Raw genomic sequence first — 26,628 nt, 5'->3', positions numbered from 1 at the left:
ACAATACTTTATGTGGCAAAAATGGGCGAGTAGAATCTTTATTTTTAGCCTTTTGCTGATACTAGCTGTTACACTCTTTCCTTATGATTTCGCCTTTAAAGAGAATGCTATTAAAATAAACTATCGCTTTCTCACTTCAGAATTTTTTAAATTAAGAAATTTTTACGACTTAATCACTAACGTTTTATTATTTTTTCCTTTTGGTTTTACCTTTTCCTGTTTGACACAGCGAAAAAGATTTCCAGGAATAAAGATACTTGGTTTCACCTTATTAACTTCTTTTTGTTTGAGTTTTATAATTGAGGTTTTGCAATTATTTATCCCTTCTCGAAGTTCCTCTTTATTTGATATTGGTTCCAGTATTTTAGGTGCTTTTATCGGCTTTTTATGCTTTCGTGTGGGGAAAGATAAAATCCAGGGAGCCACCTTAAATCTTGTTAGAAGCAATAAGAGTTTCCTTTCAATCAAAAAGTTAACGGCTGTTTTTATTGGATATATTATATTGATTTTTATAACAACGCTCGTTTGGCAAAATTCTGGAAGTCTCAGCAATTGGAATCAAACTTTCCCGCTGAGTATTGGCAATGAGCCAACGGGAAATAGACCTTGGAAAGGATATATTTCCGAGCTATATGTCGCGAATAAAGCAGTTTCAGACCAAGAAGCAGAATCCGCATTTTCCTCGGAAATTCCATTTTCTGCAATCAAAAAATACCTAGTAGCTGTATATCAGTTGGCAGGTACAGGCAGTTACCCCGATTTAACTGGGCACCTTCCAGATTTATCTTGGCGACAAAATTCTCCAACCACTCAGGATCAAAGAGGTGTTTCTCTCGATTCCAATCATTGGCTAGAGACAAAAAGCTCTGTAGCTTTGATGACACAAAAGATTGCCGCAACTTCTCAATTTACGCTAGGTGCCGTTGTCGCTACTGCGGACATAATGCAGCATGGCCCTGCCCGAATTATTTCACTTTCAGCAGATGATGAAAACCGCAATTTTACCCTTGGACAAAAGGGATCGGATTTAGTGTTTCGAGTGCGAACTCCAATCACCGGAAAAAATGCCACAAGTTATCAACTAAATGTTCCAGATGTTTTTGGGGACACCAACAATCATCAGCTGCTTCTCACCTATAAAGGGTCAATTCTTCAAATTTACATAGATGGAGTAAAACAACCCTACGCCCTGAAACTGATTCCCGAAGTGATGACTTTTCAGCTATTACCTTTTGATGCTAATAGTATCAAGCTAGAAATCTACAAGATTTTGTATTATGGATTAATCTTTATCCCTCTCGGTTTATTTTTAGCACTCATTCGTGCTAAAACCAGGGGAAAAGTTATTTTTTATGCCTTATTGCTTTGTGGAGGAATTTTAGCCCCCGCTTTAATATTGGAAGTCATGTTAGCAACTGGAACTCAGAGAGCAATTAGGCTGGAGAATCTACTCTTTAGCATGGCACTTGCTGTTAGCACCATGCTAATCGTGAAACGGTGGGCTGAATCTTGGTTACGCGGCGAGATAGCAGCATAAAAAAGAGCAGAGACGCGAAATGGCATTGAGTACCGGAACGCTTACGCATCTCTACTCGTTAGGAACTTTGTTCGGGTTCTGTTGCTAATTTTTGACCTACTTGGGGTTCGGTACCGGCAAGTAAACGCTCAATGTTGCTGCGGTGTCGCCAGACGACGTAGATACCGCCAGCGCTCGCAAATATTAGATAAGGTAACGGCTGCTTGAAAATTAGCATCAAAATGGAAACCGCGATCGCGCCCGCAATGGAACCGAGGGAGACAATTCGAGAAACGGCGATAACCACGCCAAACACCGCCGCCGTTCCCAACGCCACTGGTAGGGACATGGCTAATAAAACGCCGAGGCTAGTTGCAACTGATTTACCACCCGTGAAGTTCAGCCAGACAGATTTACTATGACCGACGGTGGCAGCGAATCCGGTGCCAGCGACTAGCCAAGATTGCCAGGTGGCAGGCAGGACAGGCATTGGTGCAAAGGTATACAAGGCGTAAACCAACGCGATCGCGCCGACTCCTTTCAACAGATCGATCGCTACCACCACGATGGCTGGCCCTTTTCCTAGGGTTCTGAGAACATTGGTGGCACCCGTCGAGCCAGATCCTTGCTCTCGAATATCAATCCCTTTGAGCCAGCGTCCTGCCATATAACCCGTAGGAATCGAGCCTAAGAGATAGGCTGCGATTAACAATGCCCCACTTAAAGCCAGCTGTAGACCCATCTAACGCCTCTTGCTTGTAGCTCAATTAGTCTGTCGCTAATATCTCATATCAGCGGACATCTGCTGAGGATCGGGTGCAAAAGCTAACCAGAGGGGAAATTGCAGCAGCGACAGATTAATCTGCTCTTCTGTCTCATCAATGATAATCAGCGGCATCTGCCGTTCCTTGACGAGACGCTCTGCCTTTTGCACGACCGCTTCTGGGGATTCAAACAAAACAATTCCTTGTTCTGGACCAAAATCAGCGCGGGAAATGCCCAGACAGTCTTGTAAACCCCGCCGCCATTCTCCTAATCGTTCTGGGGAGTTAGCGAGGAGCAGGGCGCGAACGCGATCGCCATACAGCGTGCTTAATACCGAGATGACCGACGAAGCAATCAGGATATTTTGCAAGCGACTGCCCATCGTCCGCAAAGCGCCTCTTCCCCCTTGCGCGAAAAACCAGTTCGCAACTCGCTCCGCATGAACCGGCTCAAAGGTACGACGCAATTGCCAGGGCGGGCCATAATAGTCAGGTCGCGTCCGGTACTGGTCTAAAATACTGCGAATTTGTTTTGCAGTTGATTGAAAGCTCTGTTCTGTAAATTTGGGGTTTACAGGCGATGCCGCCTTCGATTCCACCGCTGGAACTGGCTTTGCGGGTTCCGGTTCCTTCTGGAGTTGCAATTCTTCTGCCGCTACCACCAAATCTTGTAAGCTACCGACGAGATAATCTTTAAAGCCTTGCACCCGAATTGCCAGTTCTTGGGAGGTGCCAGCAAAGCTTCTTCGCATTTCCTCTCGGATGCGTTCCCGTCGTCGTTCCAGTTGTTCTACGGAAATTTGTAGTGTCTGTCTGCGTTGTTCCAGCTCGTTCAAAGACTCCTGCACCAGGCGACTTAAAGCCGCTTGAGTTTGAGCCATCTGGTCTTGCAGCATTTTGTTATGAGAAGCTTGCAGTGCGGCAATTTCCTGAATTAATGCCTCCTCTTGCCGTTGTAAATCAGCCACTCGTTGCTCTAGAACAGAGACGGGATCTGGCGTTTTTACTGTCTCATTGTCAGCGGGATTGTCCACCGCTACAGTTACACTTGGCTCCTCAGAATTATCTGATGCCTCAACAACGGCGACAATTTCCGCTTCTGAATCATCAAATACCTCCACAACGGCGACAATTTGCGTTGCTACAAGATTGTCTGAGGCTGGATCGGGAGTTACAGTTTCCTCTTCTTGCTCTTCTAAATTGTCCGATGTTTCAACAACTGGCGCTTGCTCTTGCTTTTGTTCTTGCTCTTGTTCTTGGGTTTGAGGTTCGTCTGAATTCATCTAACAACTAACAATTAACAACTAACAACTAACTACTCAGGACTCAGTTGTAGGGACGCGCATCTGTGTGCCCCTACGCACTTACTTTTGGACAGCGTTGTTCCAGGCAAGTTTTTAGCATTTTGGGATCGAAGAGAACCGGCAAAAAGTGAATGCTTTTGACTTCTTTGAAGTAAAACAGAATCGGCACTGGAGTCCAGAATATCTGCCAATTTTGCCATTCTTGGTAAGGAAAACGTCGAATTAAGGTTTGGGAACGATAAACATCTAATGCTGTTTCGGTGAATTGCAGGCGAATTGTTGCCGCCTGAAACAGCAGGAACAACCCAAATGCAGCGATCGCTAAACTCACCCAAGGTTGAACTAATAACAGCCCAATCGAAGCTGCCACCAACACCAAAGGGAGTGCGTAGCTGGGTGCCAGTTCAACAGTTTGTGATGGTAAAGAAGACGCAGTAGTAGTCACAGGCATAAACCCGGTATTGTAAACTATCGTACTAGACCTACCCACTTTCTTGGCGTACAAGCTGAAGTGGGACGGCAGCTGAAAGACTATCCAAAACTCCTGAAACTCTTGAAAAATCGTAGGGAATGGTAGAGCGATAGCGTTACCCAACAAACTGCACCAGTGCTGGGTTTCGTTCTAAGGGCCCAGCCTACACATCCGAGATTTGGATAGTCTTTCAGGGGGCGGCAGTCTAAATCCCGATTCGAGATTAAAATCGGGATTGCAACTTTATTTATTTTAAAGGTTTTCAGCCTCAGACCCCTTTAAGTACGGCACTACCAGTTCCCTGAAACATCAACCACGATAAGAAAAAGTTAGAAATAAAGATAGCCAGCAAAGCTGTGACGACTGCCGTGGTGGTCGATTGTCCAACGCCTTTTGCTCCCCCAGTGGTTGTTAAGCCCCAACTGCAACCAATTACGGCAATCAGCGCCCCAAAGCAAAATGCCTTAATTAATGCACTACACAAATCCCAGACTTGCAGGAAATTCCGGGCAGACTCTAAAAATATAGTTGGGGAAATTCCGTAGAGATTTCTAGCAATTAGCAATCCCCCCGCCATGCCGGTGAGGATAGACAAAATGGTTAAAACTGGCAGCATTAAGCAGCAGGCGATCGCGCGGGGAATCACTAGGTAATCAATCGGGTCGGTTTTCAGCATATAGAGGGCGTCAATTTGCTCGGTGACGCGCATCGTGCCAATTTCAGCGGCAAACGCCGAACCGACTCGTCCCGCCAAAATCACGGCAGTCAGGACGGGGCCAAGTTCCCGGCATAAGGAAAGCGCCAGCACTCCGCCCACAGCACTACCCGCACCCAAGTTGACAAATTCTCGCGCCACCTGAATAGTAAATACCATGCCGACAAAACCGGCAGTGACTAGAGCAATTAAGAGCGATTCTGGACCAACCATTGCCATTTGGTCGAGGGTGTTGCGCCGATGGATTTTTTTGGTCAGGAGGTGAACCACCACCTGCCCACCCAGCAAAATCGCCGCCAGCAATCGCTGACCCCATAACTCTAAGCTGGAACCGGAAGTAGTCTCGCTCAAGGATGCCCTGCTGACTCAACAACTTTGTAAAGCATAGCTGATGAGCGGCGAGCTACAAGAATCTCTTTTGTGCTGTTTGTGTTGTAACTCAGCATTCGAGGGGCGGGGAGACTCTGCCCCTACGGCACTCCTCTAGAAAGAATGAATGAATTTCTGAGATATGTTTACGGACTTTAAACAAGATTTTTAAGGTTTATTTAAGATTTCTGACAGATCGGCATAGCGTCCGCGATCGCTCCTATTGTATATAAAGGTTGAAAGTATCGTTCCCGATTCCACGCTCGGCAGTTCATTCACACCCACGGTTTCATGAACATTTTGCCTAACTATTTCCGTTCCCTCATCCTGACGAGTTTTCTCAGCTTCACCGCCCCGATTCTCCTGTTCGCTAGTGTGTTGGCAAGTCTGTCCATACTGGGTTACATTCCCCTCCTCGAAGCAGTCAGTCAGTGCGGCAGAGCGCTGATTTTGGAGTTTCTCACCGTCTTCGGCAGCGGGTGTTCCATCGAAGGTCTTCTGGTAATCGGTTTTACCTGTAGCATTGCTGGAGCCATGTTTGACACCTACGCCTTTTATCGTTACCAAAATTTACGTGGAAATTAATCTTCGGCGATCGCTTTCGTCGTTGCCAAATCTCCAACCCTCACCAAGAGTTCTGTCGCGCGATCGCAATTCTGACAGAATTCGTTAGAAAATGCTGTCTTTACCCAAGTCAGGCAAGATTGTGCCCCCCAAAAGTGAGGCACAACCACAAAAGGCTTACTTCACAGATTCCAGCGACCACAATTTAGCTTCATTTGTGTCGAATCTGGTCGTAAATCTTCAAATATTCCGCTCCGGGATCGTTCCACGAGTAGTCATACTCCATACCCTGAAGCGCAAGCTGGCGAAACTCTTCCGGATGGTTGTACCACAGCTTAAAAGCACGCTCCATTGCTGACTCAAACGCAAGCTCATCACTGTGATAGAACACATAGCCATTCCGTTCTTCCGGAGGCTTAGTTTGGTCGTAGTCTCGGTCAAACACAGTATTCACCAGTCCACCCACTGCCCGCACAACTGGCACCGTGCCGTACTTTAAGCCAATCATCTGAGTCAGTCCGCAAGGTTCGTAGTAGCTAGGGACAATAATCATATCCGCCCCTGCATAGATCAGGTGGGATAACTCTTCATTAAAGGCAAGTTCTAGATGAACGTCAGGATTATCGTTCAAAAAGCCTTTTTCGTACTGGAAATGGGCATTGATTCCCGGTTCTGTTGCCGAACCCAACAACACAAATTGCGCCCCATTGTTGAGCGCGTAGTAAATGGCATGATGGACAAGATGAACGCCTTTTTGAGCGTCTAAGCGACCGATGTAGGCAACGATAGGTTTATCAACGTCGCCAAGCAGAAGTCTCTCCCGGAGGGCTTTTTTAGTCTTGGCTTTTTCTTCAAAGTTTTCTTTGCTGTAGCGAATGGGTATATAGCGATCGCTTTCGGGATTCCAAAAATCATTATCAATGCCGTTGAGTACCCCAGTGAATTTATCCTGGTGCAGATGCAAAGTATGACCTAAACCACAGCCGATCTCCGTGCAGCGGGCTTCCCAGGCATGGTGGGGCGAAACGGTAGTCACGGCGTTGGCGTAAACAATCCCCCCTTTCATAAAGTTCAAGGCAAAAGGGTTGAAGCTATCTTGCAGGCGATCGTAAGTGAAGTAGTAAGATTCGTTATTCAGTCCGGTTGCCCACAGGATCTCTGTACCGCCCATCCCTTGATGTTTGAAATTGTGAATGGTGTAGCAAACCCGTTGATGACCCATCTCATACTTGTAATTCTCGAAGAGCATGACTGGAACTAAGCCGGTCTGCCAGTCATGGCAATGAATGATATCAGGTCGCTTGTTGCTTTGGAGGAGAAATTCTAAAGCGGCTTTGCTGAAGAACGCAAACCGCATATTGTCGTCGTTGCACCCGTAATAACAGCCTCGATTGAAGAAATTATCTTCAGAGTGGGGTTCGATAAAGAAACACACCCGCCCGTGTACCCAGCCGCAATAAACTGAACAGTGAACTTTACCGCCATACCAAGGTACCCACAAGTCACGGTAAGCATCGTGGAGTCCCCAGATGTGGTCGTACCGCATACAATCGTACTTAGGCAGAATAAGCTCGACGCAATTTCCCTGTTTTTCTAACTCCCGACTCAGCCCGTAAACTACATCTCCCAAACCACCAGCTTTGATGACAGGAGCGCATTCAGAGGCAATTTGTACGATGTACATTTTTACTCCTCTTGAGATAGAAATCTATTTTCTTAATTTCACAAAAGTATATATATACCTAAGCAATAGCGACCCCACCATTCGGTATAAACAAGCCGGACATCGTTGTTTGATTCCAGCTTCCTTCGCTGGATGCGACCCGTAGAATAGAGAGCAAAGTTCGTCTGAGTTATGAGGAGGCTTTTCGCAAATGGTACAGACACCATCCAAACCCTTAATCTTGGAAGAGTTTCTGAAGCTACCAGAAACGAAACCCGCTAACGAATACATTGATGGTCAAATTATCCAAAAACCTATGCCGCAAGGGAAACACAGCACAATTCAGACAGAACTACCCGGTGCTATCAATGCAGTTGTCAAGCCTCAGCGCGTTGCAAGAGCTTTTTCAGAACTGCGGTGTACTTTTGGCGGACGATCAATTGTGCCAGATGTGTCCGTATTTACCTGGGCTAGAATTCCCCGCGATGAGAATGGCGAAATTGCTAACGTTTTTCAAGCAGCTCCTGATTGGGTAATTGAAATCTTATCGCCCGACCAAAGCCAAACGAAAGTCACCAAAAAGATTCTGCATTGTCTAAAATATGCCACTCAAATGGGTTGGCTGATCGATCCAAAGGAGCAAACGGTGTTTGTTTATCTTCCAAATCAGCTTTTGGAAGTATTTGATGAATCAGAACAGCAACTTCCTGTGCCATCTTTTGCTAATGAGCTGCGACTTACAGTGGGAGAGTTGTTTTGTTGGCTGTTGGAGTAACCTAAATTAATTAGCGATCGCGTCTTGGTCTTGTTTGAGTTAGGCGATCGCAAGGTGAACCTATTCTATTGGGGGCTAAGCGGTTGCAAACTCCGTCAGCGATCGCTTACTTGGATGCTGAAATCCCAAAACAATATCTTCATGGGGAACCCCTGCTTCTAGCAAGTCATTCACAATTCCCTGCTTCGTCCAATCCTCCTCAACCCAAATCTTTCCATCTCGAATTCGCAGGTAAACCATTACTCCCTGCACTCTGAGCTTGCCATCCCAGCCAACGTGAAACCAAAAGTAATGATCTCGAACCTCATCAAATGATAAGCATTCCTCTACACCATCTCTAGGAGTGTTAGATGCCCACTCATAGTATTCCATTAAGATTTTCTTGATTAAGTTGCGATAGTGATTTAGTTTGTCCATCGAGAACAATGATAAGAGCCGATTTGACAACGTTGTGATAAATATCCTTGAGCTGGCATCTGAAGCACCAAACTTTATCCTTATTTTAGGACTAAGGTACAGAGAGGCGATCGCTCTCCTACATCTACAAGATTTAAGCCCTATCAATATCCAATAACCCAAGGTAATTTTAGGATAGGGGACTGTAAGCTTTATCCATTGGTTGCCTATGCCTGCTCTAGACATCTATCACGATGCTATGAAGAATGCACTCGTCAAAGATGGGTGGACAATTTCTCACGATCCGTTTCATCTGCGATGGGGCAAAAAAAGATATGTATGTCGATCTTGGCGCACGGCAACTCTTGGCAGCAGAACGGGAGGAGCGCAAAATTGCAGTAGAGATCAAGAGCTTTGTTGGTGCTTCCGAAATGGAAGACCTGAAAAATGCAGTCGGTCAGTTTGTTCTTTACCGAGCTGTAATGCGTCAAACCAATCCAAATCGGACTTTATATCTGGCAGTTCGCGACACAACGTTTAATTCTCTATTTGAGGAACCAATTGGTCAACTTTTAATTGCTGATGAAAATCTGAACCTAATCGTATTTGAAGCTCAAACCGAGGTAATTGTGCGATGGATACCCTAGAGAAATATCGAAAGATTATCAAGAGCGTTCTTGAACCGTACACTAAAATTCCATACGCTCATGGAGAACTTACTTGTAAGGCAGTTTTTGATGAATTAGCTGATAGCTATTTATTAGTTACTCTGGGTTGGGATGCGGCAAGGCGCGTTCATGGATGCCTTGTTCATCTTGATATTATTGAAGATAAGATTTGGGTGCAGCGAGATGATATAGAAGATGGCGTAACTAAGGAACTGGTTGCTGCGGGAATTCCTAAAGACAAAATCGTTTTGGGGTTTCATCCACCGGATGTAAGGCAGTATACAGGATATGCGGTTGCTTAGCGATCGCTTTCAAGTTTTTGCGTATCTAGCGATCGCGTTTTGGTTTGTTCGAGCCATAGCGATCGCGTTGGGGTCTGTTCGAGTTAGGCGATCGCTTTCATAAGCGATGCAGAGATTTGCAGGAGATCAAACATTGAGTGAAGTAGATAAAGGTTATGAGTTAAAAGTGCTGAAGATGGTAGCCAATAAATACCTAGACAAAACCATATTAGCTACGGAGGAAAGTCTTAAAGCACTTGAGGCTAATCGTGACCAAGTTGTGTGGGAGTTAGCCACGAGAATTTATAGCCAGAGTGGACATAAAGTTGAATTATCCACACTACGAGATGTAGTTAATTCTCGAATTGGAGATGTGAAATATCAGCTAGCTGCTGAAAAGGAGCGTATGGCTGAAGAAGCTCGGCGTGTTGCTGAAGAAAAAGCTGCTGAAGAAGCCCCTTTGCGTGACGAAATAACTAGAATAATGAGAGAACTTGGAATCGAGGAGAGCCAAGCTAATATCTTTGTTAAAGTTCGGAAAATAGTCAGTGAGCAATTAGAGGTAGATGAGAGTGAAGTGACTTTGGATAGTCATATCTCAAATGATTTGAACGCTGATGGGCTTGATACTATTGAGCTGGTGATGGCGCTAGAAGAGGAATTCGACATTGAAATACCAGAAGACCTGTTGGGGGAGGGTATTAAACAGCCTCTATCATATTTCAGTAGTTCTTCTGATAATCTAGTTGCAGTAGCTTGCACCGTCAGGGAACTCTTGATCTTTATTCACAAGAAAGTTTCATCTTAAACGGCATTGTTAAAATATCCAAAATATGACTTACTTCATTGATAAAATAGTCTCGCTTATCAATCCAGATTGTTTTATCAGTCAACTTGAGGAATTTCCAATCCGTTCCCGTAGTTACGGCTCCATAGCTACTTTTGATCGCCTTTCCATTCCGTTGATTAAATAATTTGGGCTGCAACCATTTCAGCTTTGTAGCTTGGTTTGCAAGCTTATTTTATCTACCGAGCCTCTTCATCTACCACATTGAAGCCTGTTACCATATTCTCAACAACTAGCTCAATATGTGTATGAAAATCAGAGCAATTATTCATCCAGCAGAAGAAGGTGGCTATTGGGCAGAGGTTCCTGCGTTTCCCGGTTGCATTACTGAAGGAGACACGATGGAGGAGGTGGTAGCTAATTTAAAGGACGCTATTGAAGGTTGGCTCGATGTTGCAAACAGTCGTGATGCAATTGAGTCAACAGATCAAATTGTCGAAATTGCTGTATGAAATCTATTTCTGGGAAGCGACTGTGCAAGATTGTGGAGCAAAAAGGTTGGGTTTTGCGAAGAATTACTAGCAGTCATCATATCTATGAAAACCCTGAAGTTGAACAAATCCTGTCAATTCCTGTTCACCGCAATCAAGATTTGAAAGTTGGAACGTTGAGAGCATTGATGAAAATAGCCCAGCTATCTGAGGAAGATTTACTGTGATTGTGAGTCTTTAAACGGTGTTATTAAAATACCTAAAAGATGACTCACTTCATTGATAAAATAATCTCGCTTATCAATCCAGATTGTTTTATTAGTTAACTTGAGGAATTTCCAATCCGTTCCCGTAGTTACGGCTCCATAGATACTTTCGATCGCATCTCCATTCCGTTGATTAAATAATTGAGCTGCAACCATTTGGGCAATACACTGTCCTAAGCCAGATTTAATACTTTCATTCTTAGCCTCTGCCAAAGTAACAACCGGAGTGCGAATTTCATAGGATTCTTTTGAGGCAGTAAGAATATAATCACAATATCCGCTTAAACCTGCTTGGAAATCGACATTAAACTCCGAGCCGGAGAAAAAGCCGATTTTAAAATTAAATATTCGCCTGATTTCTAATAAAACCGGAGCAATAATTAATTCTGAACGAGCCTTTTCTGTATTGATGGCAGTTGCCAAAAAAACATTCTCATTTAAGGTAGTCTGGAGATAAGAACTTGGCAAGACTTCTGGAAGATCAGTAAATAGATCGATAGATTCTTCAATGGTTAAACCAAAAGCTTCTCTAACTTTAGTTAAGGTTGTGAAATCACTGTATGCCATAAGCTAGAACTGTATAATTTAAATCAATTATAATGGCGAAGCTTTACTAGGCTGGCGATCGCTGTACTGTTAAATATCAAATACCTTCTAATTATTAGAAGTATCAGAAATGAGGAAAGATCAATTAGCCTGAAGGAGTAGCGCGATCGCTATCTTCAGTCACAAGGGAAGGCGATCGCTTATTCTGGCAAAAAGTTAGAATCCAAAACTTCTGCGGATGTGTAGGGAGATAATTGCGGAAATCTCTCTAATGGTAGTTCAGTTTCAGCGCTTGCTCGATCAACTGCATCTGAATAACATTCAACAAAGACTTCTTCAAGATAAGGCTTGAGGCTGGGAGAATCTTTTAGAGCTTCGCGAATGCGTCTACGATGCTCAACGATGCTACCTTTCCAGCTACCGCTTCTAAACTCTGGCTGATATTGCCACTTAAGTAAGTGAGTCAGGACAATAATAAGATTACTCTTTAGGCTCCTGCGCTCACTTCGTCCCATGTCCTCGATTTCTTCGATTAGATTTTCCCAGTCGATATTAGAGTAGTCTCTAACCCGTAACTTTTCTACAGTGGTTTTAATCCATTTCAGGTAGTCTGTCTCATACAAACTCTGCCGGTTAGCTTCTAGTTCTCTTGTCATAACCGTTTCCTCTCAAAGTACCGAACTAGCTGACACAAGACGTTTCCCAATGGATTGTCAGTAATATGGTAGCGATCGCACTCATCCAATCAGCCATAAGCAGCAAGGAAAGAGCGATAACTTCGTTAAGCTTCGCTAACGCATCCCTACTGAATGAGAATTACTGCCTCTTCCGCCTTGGTATTTAGAGCTTTTTTTAACTCTTGTCCAACTTTCCCAATCAGTTCGTCAAAAGCTTCCTGATTTTCTGTTAGTTGTTGTCTAAAAACCTTCTCTAATTCAGGTTTCATTTGCTCGCAGGTAGAGTCGATCTTGCTATCGCTCAAAAGAAGAGAACGGCTCCAACTCGGAACATCTACCTTTGTCTTAATTGCTTCTTGCGTTTTGCTGCGGGTGATCTCCACTCCGGCAGCAAGAACCGAGGCACCATAGACTAACACGATGGGCCAGGTCAAATGTCCGGTTAAAATTAGAGCGATGATGCTACCGACAGTCCCTCCACCAATCACTACATTGACGATAAACCCCACTGTCTCGGCAAGAATAGTGTCTCCAATTGATAGGTCTGGACTAACCACGTCAGGGTCGATACTTTCCTCAAATCTTAAACTACTTCTAGGTATCTGAAACTTTTGACAAATAGGATCGGTTTCTTCAGCTAATTCGGGTTGGATCTTGCTGTTAAACCAAGTGGCACATTGAGTATTAACAATTTGCCGAGCGCCAGGACTTTCGATCCACTGCTCCGCCTGCCTTTTCATAGAGTCTTCCAGGTCAGACAAAGTTCGTATTTTGTTGTTTTGCCAGTCTTTCAGACTTGGTTTAATTACATTTTCAATCAGACCATTTGAAAGTGGATTCGTCAGCAGTTCGATTAAATCTGGAATATGTCGTTTGATCAGCTCTTTTAACTTCTTTGAGTCAAATAGTTTATTGACCTCTTCTTTAAAGGCAGCAGCACGCAGATCCCATCTTCCTACCCGCGCTAAACCCAAGGCAATGCAACGTTCGGGTTCTGGATCGGGACGAACTTGAGTTTCCGGTTCCGGGAAGATTTCCTCGCAAATCTGGCGCGTAAATTTCATCCGAGATGCACCCCCAGTCATCAGCAAAAATTGCGGTACAAAGCCTTGTTTATCGAGCCTTTCTTTCGCCTCATTCACTGCTTCCCGGAAGGACTGAATCCAATTGCCGCCCAATTCAGGCAAGGGGTGGTTCAAGATTTCATCCATAATTGCTTTATTAACTTGAGGCACAAAGTAAATCTGTTCGTTGATCGACTCAAAGCCTCGTGCAAATGATTGTGGATGGCTGTATACCTGTTCGTTAGAAAAGTAATCTTCCTTAGCTTTGCGACAAGCAAGTTCGCAACGTGCTTGGTGATGGGGATATGCCTCCAATACTCGTTCGAGTAACGCCTTTTCTTCGTGGTTGGCGAGAGTCCGGGCAAAAATTGCTTTATCAATTAGGGAAGCTCCCAGAGCGTTACTTCCGAAATCTATCGGGATTTCGTGCAAACTCTTAACCAGAGTAAAATCCGTAGTCGAAGAGCCAATATCAACAATTAGCACCGACGATTTGAGTTTGTCATAAGAAAGCTTCCCGGCTTCCTTGGCTTGCATGAAAGCCGCCCGCGACTCTGGGACAACACTGAGTAAGGGAATACCTGATTCCTTCAGTAACTTTTGATATTCTTCTCGTTCGTCAACAGACCATCCTGAAGGACAGCCGACATAAAATTGGCTGGTTTCTCCACCTTCAATCTGTTTGCTTTCTTTCAAAAGGCGGTAGTAGGTTTCTATAAAATTGCGGAGTGTTTCTCTGTAATTTGGATCGTTATGAGGTTTTTGCTTAAAAGCGATTTTAAGCTGAGTAACACCCGCTTGAATTAATGCTTGTTCTCCAATTAGATAACCGATATCGGGATGCCAACCCAGTGCTGTGATTTGAATTTTCTTATTATTAACCTCAAGCATCTCTGGAGGCTCGATACTCTCTACTCTTGCTTTCGCGATCGCTGTTTCACCGTGCCCTAGATCGAATCCGATTGTTTCTAAAACTTGCATTGTTATACTTTCCGCTAATCAACCATGTACAACTTTCCGAATAATTCCCCTATTTTTAAGCAGGGCTAGGGGGATTTTCCCTTGTTAGCTGAGAGTTTTGATCCCCCCAACCCCCCTTGGAAAGGGGGGCTAAGAAAAAAGGGAAATACTGTCTAAATGAAGACTTTGCGGCTACATACAGCCACGACGACAAGACATCTTACTCTCTAGCCTGGGAGTAGGCTGGCTGAATAACTCGACCGCGTCGGAGCAAGCGATCGCCTTTAAACAAAGCGGGAGTTATCGTTACATAGTCTTTAGCGGTAGGATCGATACTTGGCTCGAAGTCAAAATACTCGCGATCGCGATGAGTATCGTTCGCTTGGTAAATCTGAACCCGAATTCCCTGCTCCATTAAAATCTGTGGCAGCAGTTTGGTGAGTTCAAGCGACATCTGGGGTTTCTCTAGAATTGACGCACCCATTAGTCTCTGAAGCAGATTCAACAGTTCTGGTAGCTCTTCTATTCCACTAGCGTCGAGCGGTTTTTTCACTTCCTCAGTCCGGGCGACTGCCAAATCAATGGTGTTCAGAGCATCGGTAAGGTTGTCCAGAAAGACTTGGCTATCGACCCGGATGCTCGGCTGGGGCGCTTCTACAAGTTGAAGAGAGACTGCACGATTGGCGCGATCGCGTTTGTCGATTTGGGACACCACTTCTAGTCCAACCAGCAGAGACACCAGTAAGATATCCATCCAAACTCCTGGCTCATCTGAAGTCAAGGAGAATAGTGAATCTAAAATACCTATACAGATGAGTCCCTGTAGCACTTTCAAGATTAAGCTTTTGGGAGAAAAGCTTGGGGCTTGGTTAACACTTTGCTGAGGCTCTAGCTCCGAAACTTTCGTCTCATTGGCTGCGGTAAGAGTCCCCAAGGACTGGCGCAGCGTCTCCAGAAATAGGGAAGCTAGACGTACCTGAGCGACGTTTAACTCGCCCACGTAACTGCTCTGAATATTATCGAGTCGCTTTTGAACCAGCTTAACGACCTGCTCCGGGCTAGTTGCCTTATCGATCTCTGTCTGAACTTCGCTCCGTTCTTTGCTAAAAAGTGTATATAGTGTTTTCATCGCAAATTAAGACTTCAGCGTTGCTAAAATATTGAACGATCGGTTATCTTACTAAAATTTTATGTAAATGCTTGAAGCTAGTTTTACAAATTTGTTTTTATGAGGCATTTTTATGGTTGGGAAGGTTATCAATATTTTTTTGAGAATCCCCTTTGTTGAATTTACTTAAAGAGTGACCAGGTTAATCTAAAACTTTCTGCCTACCTTGATACTTTTCTATCTATAGCAATCCTATTTGATTTGCGAAACCCTGTAGAGACGCGATTAATCGCGTCTCTACACTTAGGCGAATACTCGCGCACAACTCAAATAGGATTGCTATATAATAACTCGGTAAGGGATATTGCTATTTTTCTTACCGTGAAAAAGTTCTTAGAGAAGTTTTTTAGACGGTACTTACTCTAAAGATAACTTTTACGACTGATTCCAACTTCTATCCTAAGGAACAGCGCGATCGCTCTCAGGAGAACTAGCGCCAGGAATCTTACTTGAATGGTGAGCCAGAGTTTAGATTCCCGACTTCTTAAAGAAGTCGGGAATCTCGCATTCACGAAAAGAAGTCGAGAACCTCGCATTCACGAATTATTTAGGACTGCTATAGCTAATTGGAACAGCAGAAGCGTTCAAAACTGGCAGTAATTTAACGCCGTATTCTGCCTCAAAAACGTCTTTTTTATAACCTAAACTCCAGAGTTCTAAAGCGCAATCATCATCGGGTTGAGTTGGTTTTAGGTGGAGCTGAAGTTCTTTAGTTTCCGCGTTGTATTCGCACTGCACTTGCTGAACTGCTCCAATTTGTCTCCGATCGAGAGCAACTGCTAATCTGAGCAAAGCACTCAACTGAGCAACGATCTGCCGATGCTTTTTTGTCGGCAGATTTTGATAGTTATCGTGCTTTTTCTTCGGCGCACTCTTGCGGTGATAACGGGCTAAATTCGCAATCACATCTATTTCGGCTTCCGTATAGCCTAAAAGTTCACCGTTGCGAATTAAGTAAAAAGAGTGTTTGTGGTGGGAAGAATGACTGATATGGTGTCCGCAATTGTGTAAAACTGCGGCTGCCCAGAGTAGTTCCCGTTCTTCTGAACCCCAGTGGTGGAGGATACCTTGGGTTTGGTCAAATAAGCTAAGGGCAAATTCTGCAACTCGCTGACTGTATTCTAAATTAACGCCGTATTTGCGGGCGGTTTTGATTACATTACGCTCGCGCACAGAACTTTGGTAGCGCAGCTTGTCTTCTATTAAGCCGTGAGAAAGCATCCAATCGACGATGACTCCTTCCCGGAGACTCCGTTCGCAGACCGTTAGCGATTCAATGCCCAGCAGCGTCATCGCTTCTTGTAAAATAACCGCCCCGGCAACAATAATTTCTGACCGCCGCTCCGACATTCCCGGAATTGTAGCGCGTTCTGAATAATTAAGCCTTCGCAAGCGATTAATTAAATCTCTGAGGTCTTTGAGATTCATCTGGTAGCCATTCAGTGAAAAGGGGTTAGTACCCAGATGTTCTCGCGCGTGCATCGTCACCAGCGTCTCAATCGTCCCGGAAGTTCCCACTAAACGCGGCTGTTCCCCCGGTTGGAGAACTGCCCGCAATTCCTCGACGGCTCGTTCTAGCTGTCCGCGCACATAAGCTTGTAGGTACTGAAATTCGCCGATGCTGATGGGGTCGGTGGCGATCAATTCTGCGGTTAGTCGGACTGCACCGACTTTGGTGCTGCTGAGCGATCGCGGTTCGTGACTATCCCCTAAAATTAACTCCGTCGAACCGCCGCCAATGTCAATAATGATGTGGGGATGGTTGTTTAATTCCATCCCCGACAGCACGCCTAAGTAAATTCTCCGGGCTTCTTCTTGACCGGAAATGAGGTTGACAGACAAGCCTAAGTCTGTTTCTACTTGTTTTAAAAAGTCTCGCCCGTTGGGGGCTTCTCTTACCGCGCTAGTTGCCACGGCGATAATCTGTTCGGCGTTGAGACTGTTGGCAATTCCCTGGAAGCGGCGCAGGGCTGCGATCGCTCGTTCCATTGCTTCCGGTGTCAGATTGCCCGTCTTTTTATCGCGATCGCCCAGCCTCACCGTGTCTTTTTCTCGATCAATAATCGAAAAAGCAGGCAGCTTTGGTTGAATTTGCACGACCACCATGTGCAGGGAATTGGTACCCAAGTCAATCGCAGCCAGAATCCGATCTCGATCCACACTAGGAGTGGAAACACCCGCAGAATTATCTTTAGCGTTGGCAACTAAATTGACCATTTCGATGTATCCAGGGTTGCTTTCCCCAGCCGAGATTTGATGAATAAGGATATTCTATAGGGGATAAAGATGTGATTAATGATATTTCTGGATACTCATTTTTCTAGACCATGCTCACCCAGCAAGAACCCAAAGAAACAGAACCCACTTGGCTGACGATCGTCCGGCTTTTGAGATGGGATAAGCCAGCGGGACGCCTGATATTGATGATTCCGGCACTATGGGCGGTCTTTCTGGCGGCAGGAGGAAAGCCACCGTTGCCGCTGGTAGGCGTGATTGTACTAGGTACTTTAGCGACCAGTGCTGCCGGGTGCGTTGTCAATGATTTGTGGGATCGGGATATCGATCCGCAAGTAGAAAGAACGCGATCGCGTCCCCTCGCCTCTCGCGCTTTGTCTGTCAAAACCGGCATCGTCGTCGCCTTGATAGCAATGAGTTGCGCTGGGGTTCTCGCACTCTACCTCAATCCCCTCACTTTCGGGTTGTGTGTGGCGGCAGTTCCCGTAATTATCTTCTACCCCACCGCCAAGCGCATCTTTCCAGTGCCTCAGCTAGTGCTGTCGATTGCTTGGGGTTTTGGCGTGCTGATTAGCTGGAGTGCTGTAACTGCCAAGCTAGAAGAACCCACCTGGATTTTATGGGGCGCGACGGTACTCTGGACACTCGGATTTGACACCGTTTATGCCATGTCAGATCGGGAAGATGACCAGCGGATTGGCATTAATTCCAGCGCTTTGTTCTTTGGCAATTATGCTGCTGAAGCTGTTGGCGTTTTTTTCACCGGCACGGTTATTTTACTTGAATGGCTGGCAATTGTTATGGATCTAAAGCTAAGTTTTTGGTTCGCTTTGAGTTTTGCAACCTTAGCCTGGATTTGGCAATATTCTCAACTCAGCCAAAAAGATATCCCGACGCCAGTATATGGTGAAACTTTTCGCCAAAATGTTTGGATCGGCTTTATTTTACTGGCTGGAATGATTGCTGGTTCTCTTCGTTAATCGTTAGTCTTTTTTTACGCAAAGGTACGCAGAGGTTTACGCTTTCGGTACGCAAAGAGGAAATATCGATTGATCGTCTTTTTATAATAGCAATTCACTTTGTTGATGCTACACTTGCAATTCTTATTTTGCCCCCTTAAAAACTGCTGTTGGGTGAAACTATATAACTTTGCGTACCGAAAGCGCGAACCTCTGCGTACCTTTGCGTTTAATAAAAAATTAGCTTGTAAGTTTTTTATGAGAAAAACCATAATTGGCGTCATGGGACCAGGAGTCAACGCCACAGAAACCGACTTAGAAAACGCTTATGAACTCGGTCAATTAATCGCCCAAGAGGGATGGGTTTTGCTGACTGGTGGCAGAAATGCTGGTGTGATGGATGCGGCGAGTAAAGGTGCAAAAGCTGTCAATGGTTTAACAATTGGCATTCTTCCCACTAACGATACCAGCGCTGTTTCTGATGCCGTAGATATTGCGATTGTTACCGATATGGGAAATGGGAGAAACAATATTAATGTCCTTTCTTCTGATGTTGTGATTGCCTGTGGCATGGGTGCGGGAACGGCTTCGGAAATTGCCCTGGCTTTGAAGAACTATAAAAAAGTGATTTTATTAACGAATCATTCAGAAAGTAAAGTTTTTTTCCAAAGCTTGTCTGAAAACCATATTTTGATTGCCAATACTCCAGCAGCGGCAATCGAAATTGTGAGAAAAGCTTTGACTCGCTATTAATTATCTCTTTGGATAGATGCAATAGAGATAAGTTAGTGAAAAGTGGCATAGAAATTCGCACAAAGCGTTGATTTTGGCTGTTTCTCGACTTTTAAGGTACAATCCAGTGGTTAAGTTTTATATCGCCAGCGATCGCAACCTCGATCTGGCGAGACTTATATCATTAAGAAGAAAAAAACTTCTTCATTAGTTTTAAGCTAGAAAGCAGTTAGCAGAGGATTGAACACAATGGCATTTGAACTACCCCCTTTACCTTACGCTCAAGACGCTCTAGAGCCGTCTGGTATGTCGGCGCGGACACTTGAGTTCCATTACGGCAAGCATCACGCTGCTTACGTGAACACTCTCAACAACCTGGTTAAGGACACGGAACTAGCCGACAAGTCGCTCGAAGAAATCATCAAGGCAACCTACAAAGCTTCAGACAAAGCTGCTGTATTCAACAACGCTGCTCAGGTGTGGAATCATACCTTCTATTGGAATGGCATCAAACCGAATGGAGGCGGCAATCCTAGTGGCGAATTAGCGGAAAAGATTAACGCTAGCTTCGGTAGCCTCGACAAATTCAAAGAAGAGTTCAAAAACGCCGGAGGCACCCAATTCGGTAGCGGCTGGGCTTGGCTGATCGAGGATGGTGACACCCTGAAAGTAATCAAGTCTCCGAACGCGGAAAACCCGATTGCCTACGGACAAACTCCCTTACTGACGATGGATGTTTGGGAACACGCCTACTATCTAGATTACCAGAATAGCCGTCCAAACTTCATGCAGAACTTTGTTGACCACTTGATCAACTGGGACTTTGTTGCCCAAAATTTAGCGACGGCTGCTTAAATAACTGCTGATGTTTAAGCTACGTCAAATTTAATCATCTTGAAAACAGCCACGTTTTTAGTAGTGGCTGTTTTTTTATGCTCTGTAAACTTGGGCTGCCTGTATCTTTAAAGAAGGTAAAATTTCCACCAGATAAATTATGAATAGTAAAGAGCTAGCGCAATACATCGAAGCAACAGATAGCATCTCTAAGTCTTGGCTATTAGTGCAATTGCGGCTAAAGAAACTACAAGAACGCCGCCCGACGATCTCTCCAGAGGAATATGTCCAAGAATTAGCAGATATTCACCGAGATTTGATGAATCTAGGTGAGTGGTGGCGGGAAAGGGAAGATGAGGTATTTGGTTGAAAAAACTCATCGAATTGCTATCGTCCGATGGGCATAGGCTTGGCGACCAGTGCTGGTGTCTCAGGCTAAAGAAGGGCGTAGCGATCGCTAACTGAAGCCTGCCTTGAGAGAATAAACCTATGGCTTTTGCATGAGGTCACTATACTTAACGCCTTTCTGTGGATAGGGTTTGGGTCATCTAAGTCAGGATACGATGAATTAATAACACAGCCAGAGTTAAGATGAGCGCATTTTAAAAATCAGGACTTACGCAAAGCTTATACATATAGAGTTTTGTAGGGGCAATCCCCCTGTGGTTGCCATTACTATGTGGTGATGTGCGGCGAGTCCTGAAAATGAATGGTAAAGCAATCAGCGCGAATCTGCGCTCAATTCAGATGGAATTAACTGGTTGGTGTTGCAAGTAACAATGAATACCTGCCTGCCTCCCTCCCATTAGAATATATGTCAAAAGCGAAAAAGACCTCAGCCACACAAGATAATATTGACCCAAACCATCCGCAGTACTATTTCAACCGAGAACTCAGCTGGTTGGAGTTTAACAATCGAGTTTTGCATGAAGCGATCGATCCTCGGACGCCGCTACTAGAACGTCTGAAATTCATGGGGATTTTCAGCGCCAACTTCGACGAATACTTCATGGTGCGCGTCGCTGCTCTTAAGCAACAGGTGGAAGCAAAGGTGAGCCAGCTGACGCCCGATGGTCGGACGCCCAGCGACCAGCTAGAAGAGATTAGCGTGTCCGCACGACCCCTAGTAACGCAACAGAATCAACACTTTGAGAAGGCATTGCGACCCTTGATGACCGCGCAAGGCATTCATCTTCTAGACTACGTGGATTTGAACCAGGAACAGCGGGCTTACCTGCAAAACTATTTTGAAGAGCAAATTTTCCCAGTTCTGACCCCCTTGGCTGTTGATCCCAGCCATCCTTTTCCCTATATGTCCAACCTCAGCCTGAATCTGGCTGTGGTGGTCAAAGACCCGGACACGGGTGAAGAACTGTTTGCCAGGGTGAAAGTACCAAAAGTTTTACCTCGATTTTTGCCCTTACGGTTAGAATCCGGGCTGGGAAGTCGGTCGTCTGCACTCGAAGAGGAACGATTCCGGAATGAACGGCTGATTTGGATGGGTGTGCCCCTAGAACAGGTGATTGCCCATAATCTAGAGTCGCTGTTTCCGGGGATGAATATTCAGGAATATCACCCCTTCCGAATCACCCGCAATGCAGATTTGGAGGTGGAAGAGGATGAAGCCGACGATCTGATGCTGGCGATTGAGCAAGAACTGCGTAAACGTCGGGTGGGTGGTTCGGCGGTACGGATGGAAATTCAAGCTTCCATGCCCGAATCGGTGAAAGGGATGCTGAGGCGGGAACTGGGGCTGTTGGAGCGGGATGTTTACGAGGTGGACGGGCTATTGGGGCTGGCAGATTTGATGTACTTCATGCAATTGCCACTCCCGGAACTGAAAGATCCTGTGTGGACGCCAGGGATACCTCCACGCCTGCGACGCTTGAGCGAACCGGATCTGGATGAGGGAGAAGATATTTTCTCGGTAATTCGCACCGCAGATTTGATGGTTCACCATCCTTATCAATCTTTTGGGGGAACGGTACAGCGCTTCATTACCCAGGCGGCGATCGATCCAAATGTGCTGGCGATTAAAATGACCCTCTACCGAACATCGGGGGACTCGCCGATTCTCAATGCGCTAATTACAGCGGCTGAGCATGGCAAGCAGGTGGCGGTTCTGGTGGAACTGAAAGCCCGTTTTGATGAAGAGAATAATATCAACTGGGCACGTAAGTTAGAACAAGCGGGTGTTCATGTGGTCTATGGTTTGGTGGGTTTAAAGACGCACACCAAAGTGGTTTTGGTGGTACGCCGCGAAGAAAACCAGATTCGCCGGTATGTCCACATCGGCACGGGTAACTATAATCCCAAAACAGCTCGGATTTATACAGATTTGGGGCTGTTAAGCTGCCGCGAAGACTTGGGGGCGGATTTGACGGATTTATTTAATTACTTGACGGGTTATTCGCGGCAACGGTCTTACCGCAAGCTGTTGGTAGCCCCAGTGAATTGTCGCGATCGCTTTGTGAGTTTGATCCGCCGCGAGATAGAACATTGCCATCATGGCAAAAGCGGTCGAATTGTCGCCAAAATGAATTCCCTGACAGACCCCCAAATCATCGCTACGCTTTACGAAGCCAGCCTCGCTGGGGTAAAAATCGATTTGATTATACGCGGAATTTGCTGTTTGCGACCCGGTTTGGAAGGGGTGAGTGAAAATATCCGGGTAATTAGCGTTGTCGGGCGCTTTCTAGAACACTCGCGGATTTTTTACTTTCAAAATGCTGGCAGCGAGGAAGTTTATCTTGGCAGTGCTGATTGGATGCGCCGCAACTTGGATCGACGGGTGGAAGCGATCGCGCCAGTAGAAGATCCCGAAATTTCTAAAGATTTACAAGAAATCTTAGGCATTATGCTCGCAGATAACCGTCAAGCCTGGGATTTACAACCAGATGGTCGTTACATTCAACGTCACCCCAGTGAGAAGGAAAGAGAACAAAGTGCCCAGAAAATTTTGATGGAAATGGCACTGCAATAGATAAGTTGTAGGGGCAGTGCCTTGTGCCTGCCCCTACTTTTTCCTAATTATCCACGACCCCTACCACCGATTACCGCTCCCCCCCTTGCCAACTGCCCCAGACCGTCCGACACTGGTTTTGGGAGTTGACTGGCAATCGAGAGGTTTGAAGTGAAAAAAGTTCTAAGCATCATTCTCGGAGGTGGCGCTGGCACCCGCCTTTACCCACTGACCAAGCTGCGAGCTAAACCAGCCGTGCCTCTGGCAGGAAAGTATCGCCTAATCGATATTCCCGTCAGCAATTGCATTAACTCAGAGATTTACAAAATCTACGTCCTGACGCAATTTAATTCAGCTTCCCTCAATCGCCATATCGCCCGTGCCTACAGTTTTGCTGGCTTCACAGAAGGGTTTGTGGAGGTGCTAGCCGCCCAGCAAACGCCAGAAAACCCCAACTGGTTCCAAGGCACTGCCGATGCTGTCCGCCAGTATCTCTGGCTGTTGGATGAGTGGAACGTTGATGAGTACCTGATTTTGTCAGGAGATCATCTGTACCGCATGGACTATCGCCAGTTCGTGCAACGCCACCGCGACACCAATGCCGATATCACCCTCTCCGTTGTGCCAATGGATGAGCGACGGGCGTCCGATTTTGGCTTAATGAAAATTGATGACACCGGACGGGTGATCGATTTCAGCGAAAAGCCCAAAGGTGATGCTCTGAGGAGTATGCAAGTCGATACGACTACGCTGGGATTGAGTCCGGAAGAAGCGAAGAAAAATCCCTACATCGCCTCAATGGGGATTTATGTCTTCAAAAAAGAGGTGCTGATGCAGCTGCTGCAAAGTAACCAAGAGAGAACCGATTTTGGTAAGGAGATTATTCCGGCTTCGGCGCAGGATTTTAATGTCCAAGCTTATTTATTTAATGACTACTGGGAAGATATTGGAACGATGGAGTCGTTCTATGAAGCGAACCTGGCTCTCACCAGGCAACCGCAGCCGCCTTTTAGTTTCTACGATGAGGATGCTCCAATTTACACTCGCGCTCGTTACTTACCGCCCAGTAAGCTATTAGATTGTCAGATCACCGAGTCGATTATTGGGGAAGGCTGCATCCTGAAAGAATGTCGGATTGAGCATTCAGTTTTGGGAGTGCGATCGCGCATTGAATCTGGTTGCTTAATTGAAGACTCCCTGGTTATGGGTGCCGACTTATACCAACCCTTCGCCGAACGACAAGCTCACTGTGAAGACGGTAAAGTTCCCTTGGGGATTGGTTCAGGCACCCGGATTCGCCGCGCCATCATTGACAAAAACGCCCACATTGGTTGCAATGTGCAAATCATCAACAAAGACAGGATAGAAGAAGCCGAGCGCGAAAGCGAAGGTTTCTACATCCGCAGCGGCATTGTTGTGGTACTGAAAAATGCCTTGATTCCGGATGGAACCATCATTTAGGATGGGAATTAGTACGGGGAATTGTTAATTGGGAAAGAGTTTTAAATAGAGACGCGATTCGGGAGCATCCCGATGGCAGCAAATATACGCCCACAGGCTAGAAGCCTGGGGCTAGAAGAACGAAGCCTGACGAGAGCAGGCTTTGTTTGTTTAGCCGCGAATGCGAGTCGTCGGACATTTTTACTTCCCAACACCGAAACATGACTCGATTAATTCTCCTAATTGGGTTGCCCGGTAGCGGCAAATCTTCTCTGGCGCAACAGCTAGTAGCAGAATGCCCTCTGCATCGGCTGATTGCCACAGACGCTATCCGGGAACAACTTTTTGGGGATGAAGCGATTCAAGGGTCGTGGCTGTTGGTGTGGGGCGAGGTACAGCGCCAATTAAGCCAAGCCGTTGAGGAGAAAAGACAAGCGATTTACGACGCTACGAATGCGGCTCGTAAACATCGACGAGAAGCGATCGCCACTTCTCGCGATCGCGGTTTTACCCAGATTACCGGCTTGTGGCTAGATACGCCAGTGCAGGAATGTCTGGAAAGGAATCGATTGCGATCGCGCCAAGTCCCTGAAGAAGTCATTTTACAGATGCACCGACAACTGGTAGAAGCACCGCCGACCCTTGCTGATGGATTAGATCGCTTAATCCGTTATTCAGCAGCAAGTACGGAAATCGCGATCGCATCGGTGCGGACAAGCCGAACTCATATTCATTGACTGATTTGATACCCTAGCTCTGTGAAGGTAAAAAATAAAACTTAAACTAAATTTTTAGACGAGAGGAGGCAGGTTAATGGCTGCGACCGATTTTAAAGACTATTACGCCATCCTGGGAGTCAGTAAAACCGCCAGTGCCGATGAAATCAAAAAAGTCTACCGGCGACTGGCACGAAAGTACCACCCTGACATGAACCCTGGCAACAAAGAAGCTGAAGCTCGCTTCAAGGAAGTCAGCGAAGCCTACGAAGTGCTATCCGACCCAGAAAAACGTAAAAAGTACGATCAGTTCGGACAGTACTGGAAACAAGTCGGGGAAGGATCGCCCTATCCAGGCGGAGTTAACGTTGATTTTGGTGGCTTTGACTTTAGCCAGTACGGCAGTTTTGACGAATTTGTCAACGATCTACTGGGCGGCTTAGGGGGTGCCAGTGCCCGCCCTGGCAGTCGTGCTGGACGCCGCACCACTTATCGCACTTCCACAGGCTCCACTGGGTATACAGACTTTGGCGGGTATTCTGGCTTCGATCAGCAGCCTCCAGGAGCCGCCGATCGAGAAGCCGTCATCAAACTCAGCCTCTCAGAGGCTTTTCACGGCGTCCAGAAGCGTTTAGATTTAGGCAATGAAGCCATTGACGTTCGGATTCCCCCTGGCGCTAAACAAGGCAGTCGCATTCGCATCAAAGGCAAAGGCTCAGTCAGTCCATACACTCAGCAGCGGGGTGACTTGTACTTAACTGTGGAACTGCTGCCTCACTCGTTCTTCCAATTTGATGGCGATAATCTGGTCTGCGAAGTGCCGGTAACGCCAGATGAAGCCGTGTTGGGGGCACCCGTGGAAGTGCCGACGCCGGATGGTTCTGTCACCGTCAACGTTCCCCCTGGTGTCCGTTCGGGACAATCTCTGCGGCTGCGCGGCAAAGGCTGGCCCAACCCCAAAGGCGGACGTTCTGACCAGCTGGTGAAGATTCTGATTGTGACGCCGAAAGAACTTAGTCCGAACGAACGAGAATATTACGAGAAAATCCGGGAGAGCCGCACCTTCAATCCCCGCAGCAATTTGCCGCAGGTACGGCTGTAGACTTTATACAAGCTTCCCATCTGAACCCCACCCCCTGCCCCTTTCCCGCCAAGAGGCAGGGGGATTTGATTTAGGCAGGACTTACGCAAAGCTTATACATAGGGCTTGCTGAATAAGTCGGAAAAGATCACACTCTAGAGCTTGTCTGGCCGAAAAAAGGTGGTTAGGTGCAAGAAAAACAGCTAAAATAGCTCAAAACCCT

28 protein-coding genes and 1 pseudogene are annotated in these 26,628 nt (G+C 46.0%); 16 read left to right on the top strand and 13 right to left on the bottom strand.

All coding sequences use genetic code 11. The features are described from left to right. The first annotated feature begins 10 nt into the window (after nucleotides 1-10). Entirely contained in the window at nucleotides 11-1,537 is a 1,527-nt protein-coding gene (locus tag AC2VDX_RS25225; protein ID WP_378179180.1) for a VanZ family protein, read from the top strand. A gap of 58 nt (nucleotides 1,538-1,595) precedes the next feature. On the opposite strand, the gene plsY is transcribed toward AC2VDX_RS25225, so the two are convergent. The 7 genes from plsY to glgA form a co-directional block, all read right to left on the bottom strand. Next, a complete protein-coding gene (gene plsY / locus AC2VDX_RS25220) occupies nucleotides 1,596-2,258 on the bottom strand; it encodes a glycerol-3-phosphate 1-O-acyltransferase PlsY (protein WP_378179178.1) in 663 nt (220 codons plus the stop codon). 36 nt (nucleotides 2,259-2,294) lie between these two features. Further along, nucleotides 2,295-3,563, bottom strand: a complete 1,269-nt coding sequence (locus tag AC2VDX_RS25215; RefSeq protein ID WP_378179175.1) for a DUF3086 domain-containing protein — start codon at nucleotides 3,561-3,563, stop codon at nucleotides 2,295-2,297. A 73-nt stretch (nucleotides 3,564-3,636) separates the two neighbouring features. After that, nucleotides 3,637-4,035 (bottom strand): DUF3119 family protein, encoded by a 399-nt coding sequence (locus tag AC2VDX_RS25210; protein ID WP_378179172.1) that lies wholly within the window; start codon nucleotides 4,033-4,035, stop codon nucleotides 3,637-3,639. Nucleotides 4,036-4,324: 289 nt separating this feature from the next. Continuing rightward, nucleotides 4,325-5,122, bottom strand: a complete 798-nt coding sequence (locus tag AC2VDX_RS25205; RefSeq protein WP_378179169.1) for an MlaE family lipid ABC transporter permease subunit — start codon at nucleotides 5,120-5,122, stop codon at nucleotides 4,325-4,327. Nucleotides 5,123-5,308: 186 nt separating this feature from the next. After that, nucleotides 5,309-5,707 carry a hypothetical protein gene (locus AC2VDX_RS25200; RefSeq protein WP_378179166.1) on the bottom strand — a complete coding sequence of 133 codons (399 nt, stop codon included), beginning with the start codon at nucleotides 5,705-5,707 and terminating at the stop codon, nucleotides 5,309-5,311. A 14-nt stretch (nucleotides 5,708-5,721) separates the two neighbouring features. Next, a complete protein-coding gene (locus tag AC2VDX_RS25195) occupies nucleotides 5,722-5,868 on the bottom strand; it encodes a hypothetical protein (RefSeq protein ID WP_378179163.1) in 147 nt (48 codons plus the stop codon). Nucleotides 5,869-5,915: 47 nt separating this feature from the next. Next, a complete protein-coding gene (gene glgA / locus AC2VDX_RS25190) occupies nucleotides 5,916-7,388 on the bottom strand; it encodes a glycogen synthase GlgA (RefSeq protein ID WP_378179160.1) in 1,473 nt (490 codons plus the stop codon). A 190-nt stretch (nucleotides 7,389-7,578) separates the two neighbouring features. Between glgA and AC2VDX_RS25185 the strand changes: the two genes are divergently transcribed. Beyond that, on the top strand, nucleotides 7,579-8,142 hold the full coding sequence (locus AC2VDX_RS25185) for a Uma2 family endonuclease (protein ID WP_378179157.1): 564 nt from the start codon (nucleotides 7,579-7,581) through the stop codon (nucleotides 8,140-8,142). Between the two features lie 75 nt (nucleotides 8,143-8,217). On the opposite strand, the gene AC2VDX_RS25180 is transcribed toward AC2VDX_RS25185, so the two are convergent. After that, nucleotides 8,218-8,559 (bottom strand): XisI protein, encoded by a 342-nt coding sequence (locus AC2VDX_RS25180; protein WP_378179154.1) that lies wholly within the window; start codon nucleotides 8,557-8,559, stop codon nucleotides 8,218-8,220. Between the two features lie 208 nt (nucleotides 8,560-8,767). On the opposite strand from AC2VDX_RS25180, the pseudogene AC2VDX_RS25175 reads away from it, so the two are divergent. The 5 genes and pseudogenes from AC2VDX_RS25175 (at nucleotide 8,768) to AC2VDX_RS25155 (ending at nucleotide 10,992) form a co-directional block, all read left to right on the top strand. After that, nucleotides 8,768-9,185, top strand: a pseudogene (locus AC2VDX_RS25175) (element excision factor XisH family protein). Then, complete coding sequence (locus AC2VDX_RS25170) at nucleotides 9,173-9,508, top strand: XisI protein (RefSeq protein ID WP_378179151.1); 336 nt, start codon at nucleotides 9,173-9,175, stop codon at nucleotides 9,506-9,508. The pseudogene AC2VDX_RS25175 and the gene AC2VDX_RS25170 overlap by 13 nt, the downstream one beginning before the upstream one ends. 133 nt (nucleotides 9,509-9,641) lie before the next feature. Beyond that, complete coding sequence (gene acpP, locus AC2VDX_RS25165; RefSeq protein WP_378179148.1) at nucleotides 9,642-10,295, top strand: acyl carrier protein; 654 nt, start codon at nucleotides 9,642-9,644, stop codon at nucleotides 10,293-10,295. 287 nt (nucleotides 10,296-10,582) lie between these two features. After that, on the top strand, nucleotides 10,583-10,786 hold the full coding sequence (locus AC2VDX_RS25160) for a type II toxin-antitoxin system HicB family antitoxin (RefSeq protein ID WP_378179145.1): 204 nt from the start codon (nucleotides 10,583-10,585) through the stop codon (nucleotides 10,784-10,786). Then, entirely contained in the window at nucleotides 10,783-10,992 is a 210-nt protein-coding gene (locus tag AC2VDX_RS25155) for a type II toxin-antitoxin system HicA family toxin (protein ID WP_378179142.1), read from the top strand. Before AC2VDX_RS25160 ends, AC2VDX_RS25155 begins: the two co-directional genes overlap by 4 nt. Here AC2VDX_RS25155 and AC2VDX_RS25150 read toward each other — a convergent pair. From AC2VDX_RS25150 to AC2VDX_RS25130, 5 genes are all read right to left on the bottom strand, one after another. Continuing rightward, the gene (locus AC2VDX_RS25150) at nucleotides 10,984-11,598 is read right to left on the bottom strand and encodes a hypothetical protein (protein WP_378179139.1); all 615 of its coding nucleotides are present in this window, start codon (nucleotides 11,596-11,598) and stop codon (nucleotides 10,984-10,986) included. The genes AC2VDX_RS25155 and AC2VDX_RS25150 overlap by 9 nt on opposite strands. Nucleotides 11,599-11,777: 179 nt before the next feature. Beyond that, entirely contained in the window at nucleotides 11,778-12,233 is a 456-nt protein-coding gene (locus AC2VDX_RS25145) for a DUF29 domain-containing protein (RefSeq protein WP_378179136.1), read from the bottom strand. 146 nt (nucleotides 12,234-12,379) lie between these two features. Further along, a complete protein-coding gene (locus AC2VDX_RS25140) occupies nucleotides 12,380-14,299 on the bottom strand; it encodes an Hsp70 family protein (RefSeq protein WP_378179133.1) in 1,920 nt (639 codons plus the stop codon). A 199-nt stretch (nucleotides 14,300-14,498) separates the two neighbouring features. After that, nucleotides 14,499-15,407 (bottom strand): hypothetical protein, encoded by a 909-nt coding sequence (locus AC2VDX_RS25135; protein ID WP_378179130.1) that lies wholly within the window; start codon nucleotides 15,405-15,407, stop codon nucleotides 14,499-14,501. Between the two features lie 582 nt (nucleotides 15,408-15,989). Further along, nucleotides 15,990-17,663: a Ppx/GppA phosphatase family protein gene (locus AC2VDX_RS25130; protein WP_378179127.1), complete on the bottom strand. Its 1,674-nt coding sequence runs from the start codon at nucleotides 17,661-17,663 to the stop codon at nucleotides 15,990-15,992. A 110-nt stretch (nucleotides 17,664-17,773) separates the two neighbouring features. On the opposite strand from AC2VDX_RS25130, the gene AC2VDX_RS25125 reads away from it, so the two are divergent. From AC2VDX_RS25125 to AC2VDX_RS25085, 9 genes are all read left to right on the top strand, one after another. Beyond that, a complete protein-coding gene (locus AC2VDX_RS25125; protein ID WP_378179124.1) occupies nucleotides 17,774-18,661 on the top strand; it encodes a 4-hydroxybenzoate solanesyltransferase in 888 nt (295 codons plus the stop codon). Between the two features lie 237 nt (nucleotides 18,662-18,898). Continuing rightward, nucleotides 18,899-19,393 (top strand): TIGR00725 family protein, encoded by a 495-nt coding sequence (locus AC2VDX_RS25120; RefSeq protein ID WP_378179121.1) that lies wholly within the window; start codon nucleotides 18,899-18,901, stop codon nucleotides 19,391-19,393. A gap of 228 nt (nucleotides 19,394-19,621) precedes the next feature. Next, nucleotides 19,622-20,227 (top strand): superoxide dismutase, encoded by a 606-nt coding sequence (locus AC2VDX_RS25115; RefSeq protein ID WP_378179118.1) that lies wholly within the window; start codon nucleotides 19,622-19,624, stop codon nucleotides 20,225-20,227. A 139-nt stretch (nucleotides 20,228-20,366) separates the two neighbouring features. After that, nucleotides 20,367-20,576 carry a hypothetical protein gene (locus AC2VDX_RS25110; protein ID WP_378179115.1) on the top strand — a complete coding sequence of 70 codons (210 nt, stop codon included), beginning with the start codon at nucleotides 20,367-20,369 and terminating at the stop codon, nucleotides 20,574-20,576. Nucleotides 20,577-21,020: 444 nt separating this feature from the next. Beyond that, the gene (gene ppk1, locus AC2VDX_RS25105; RefSeq protein ID WP_378179111.1) at nucleotides 21,021-23,189 is read left to right on the top strand and encodes a polyphosphate kinase 1; all 2,169 of its coding nucleotides are present in this window, start codon (nucleotides 21,021-21,023) and stop codon (nucleotides 23,187-23,189) included. A 150-nt stretch (nucleotides 23,190-23,339) separates the two neighbouring features. Continuing rightward, nucleotides 23,340-24,629 (top strand): glucose-1-phosphate adenylyltransferase, encoded by a 1,290-nt coding sequence (locus AC2VDX_RS25100; protein ID WP_378179108.1) that lies wholly within the window; start codon nucleotides 23,340-23,342, stop codon nucleotides 24,627-24,629. Nucleotides 24,630-24,701: 72 nt separating this feature from the next. After that, entirely contained in the window at nucleotides 24,702-24,833 is a 132-nt protein-coding gene (locus AC2VDX_RS25095; protein ID WP_378179105.1) for a hypothetical protein, read from the top strand. Further along, nucleotides 24,830-25,345, top strand: coding sequence for an AAA family ATPase (locus AC2VDX_RS25090; RefSeq protein WP_378179102.1), 516 nt, complete (start codon nucleotides 24,830-24,832; stop codon nucleotides 25,343-25,345). Before AC2VDX_RS25095 ends, AC2VDX_RS25090 begins: the two co-directional genes overlap by 4 nt. A gap of 76 nt (nucleotides 25,346-25,421) precedes the next feature. Then, nucleotides 25,422-26,426 (top strand): DnaJ C-terminal domain-containing protein, encoded by a 1,005-nt coding sequence (locus AC2VDX_RS25085; RefSeq protein ID WP_378179099.1) that lies wholly within the window; start codon nucleotides 25,422-25,424, stop codon nucleotides 26,424-26,426. Nucleotides 26,427-26,628: the final 202 nt, after the last annotated feature.

Source organism: Coleofasciculus sp. H7-1 (assembly GCF_057473865.1).
Note: the sequence above shows the minus strand (reverse complement) of the source record. Positions and strands in the feature narration are given on the sequence as shown.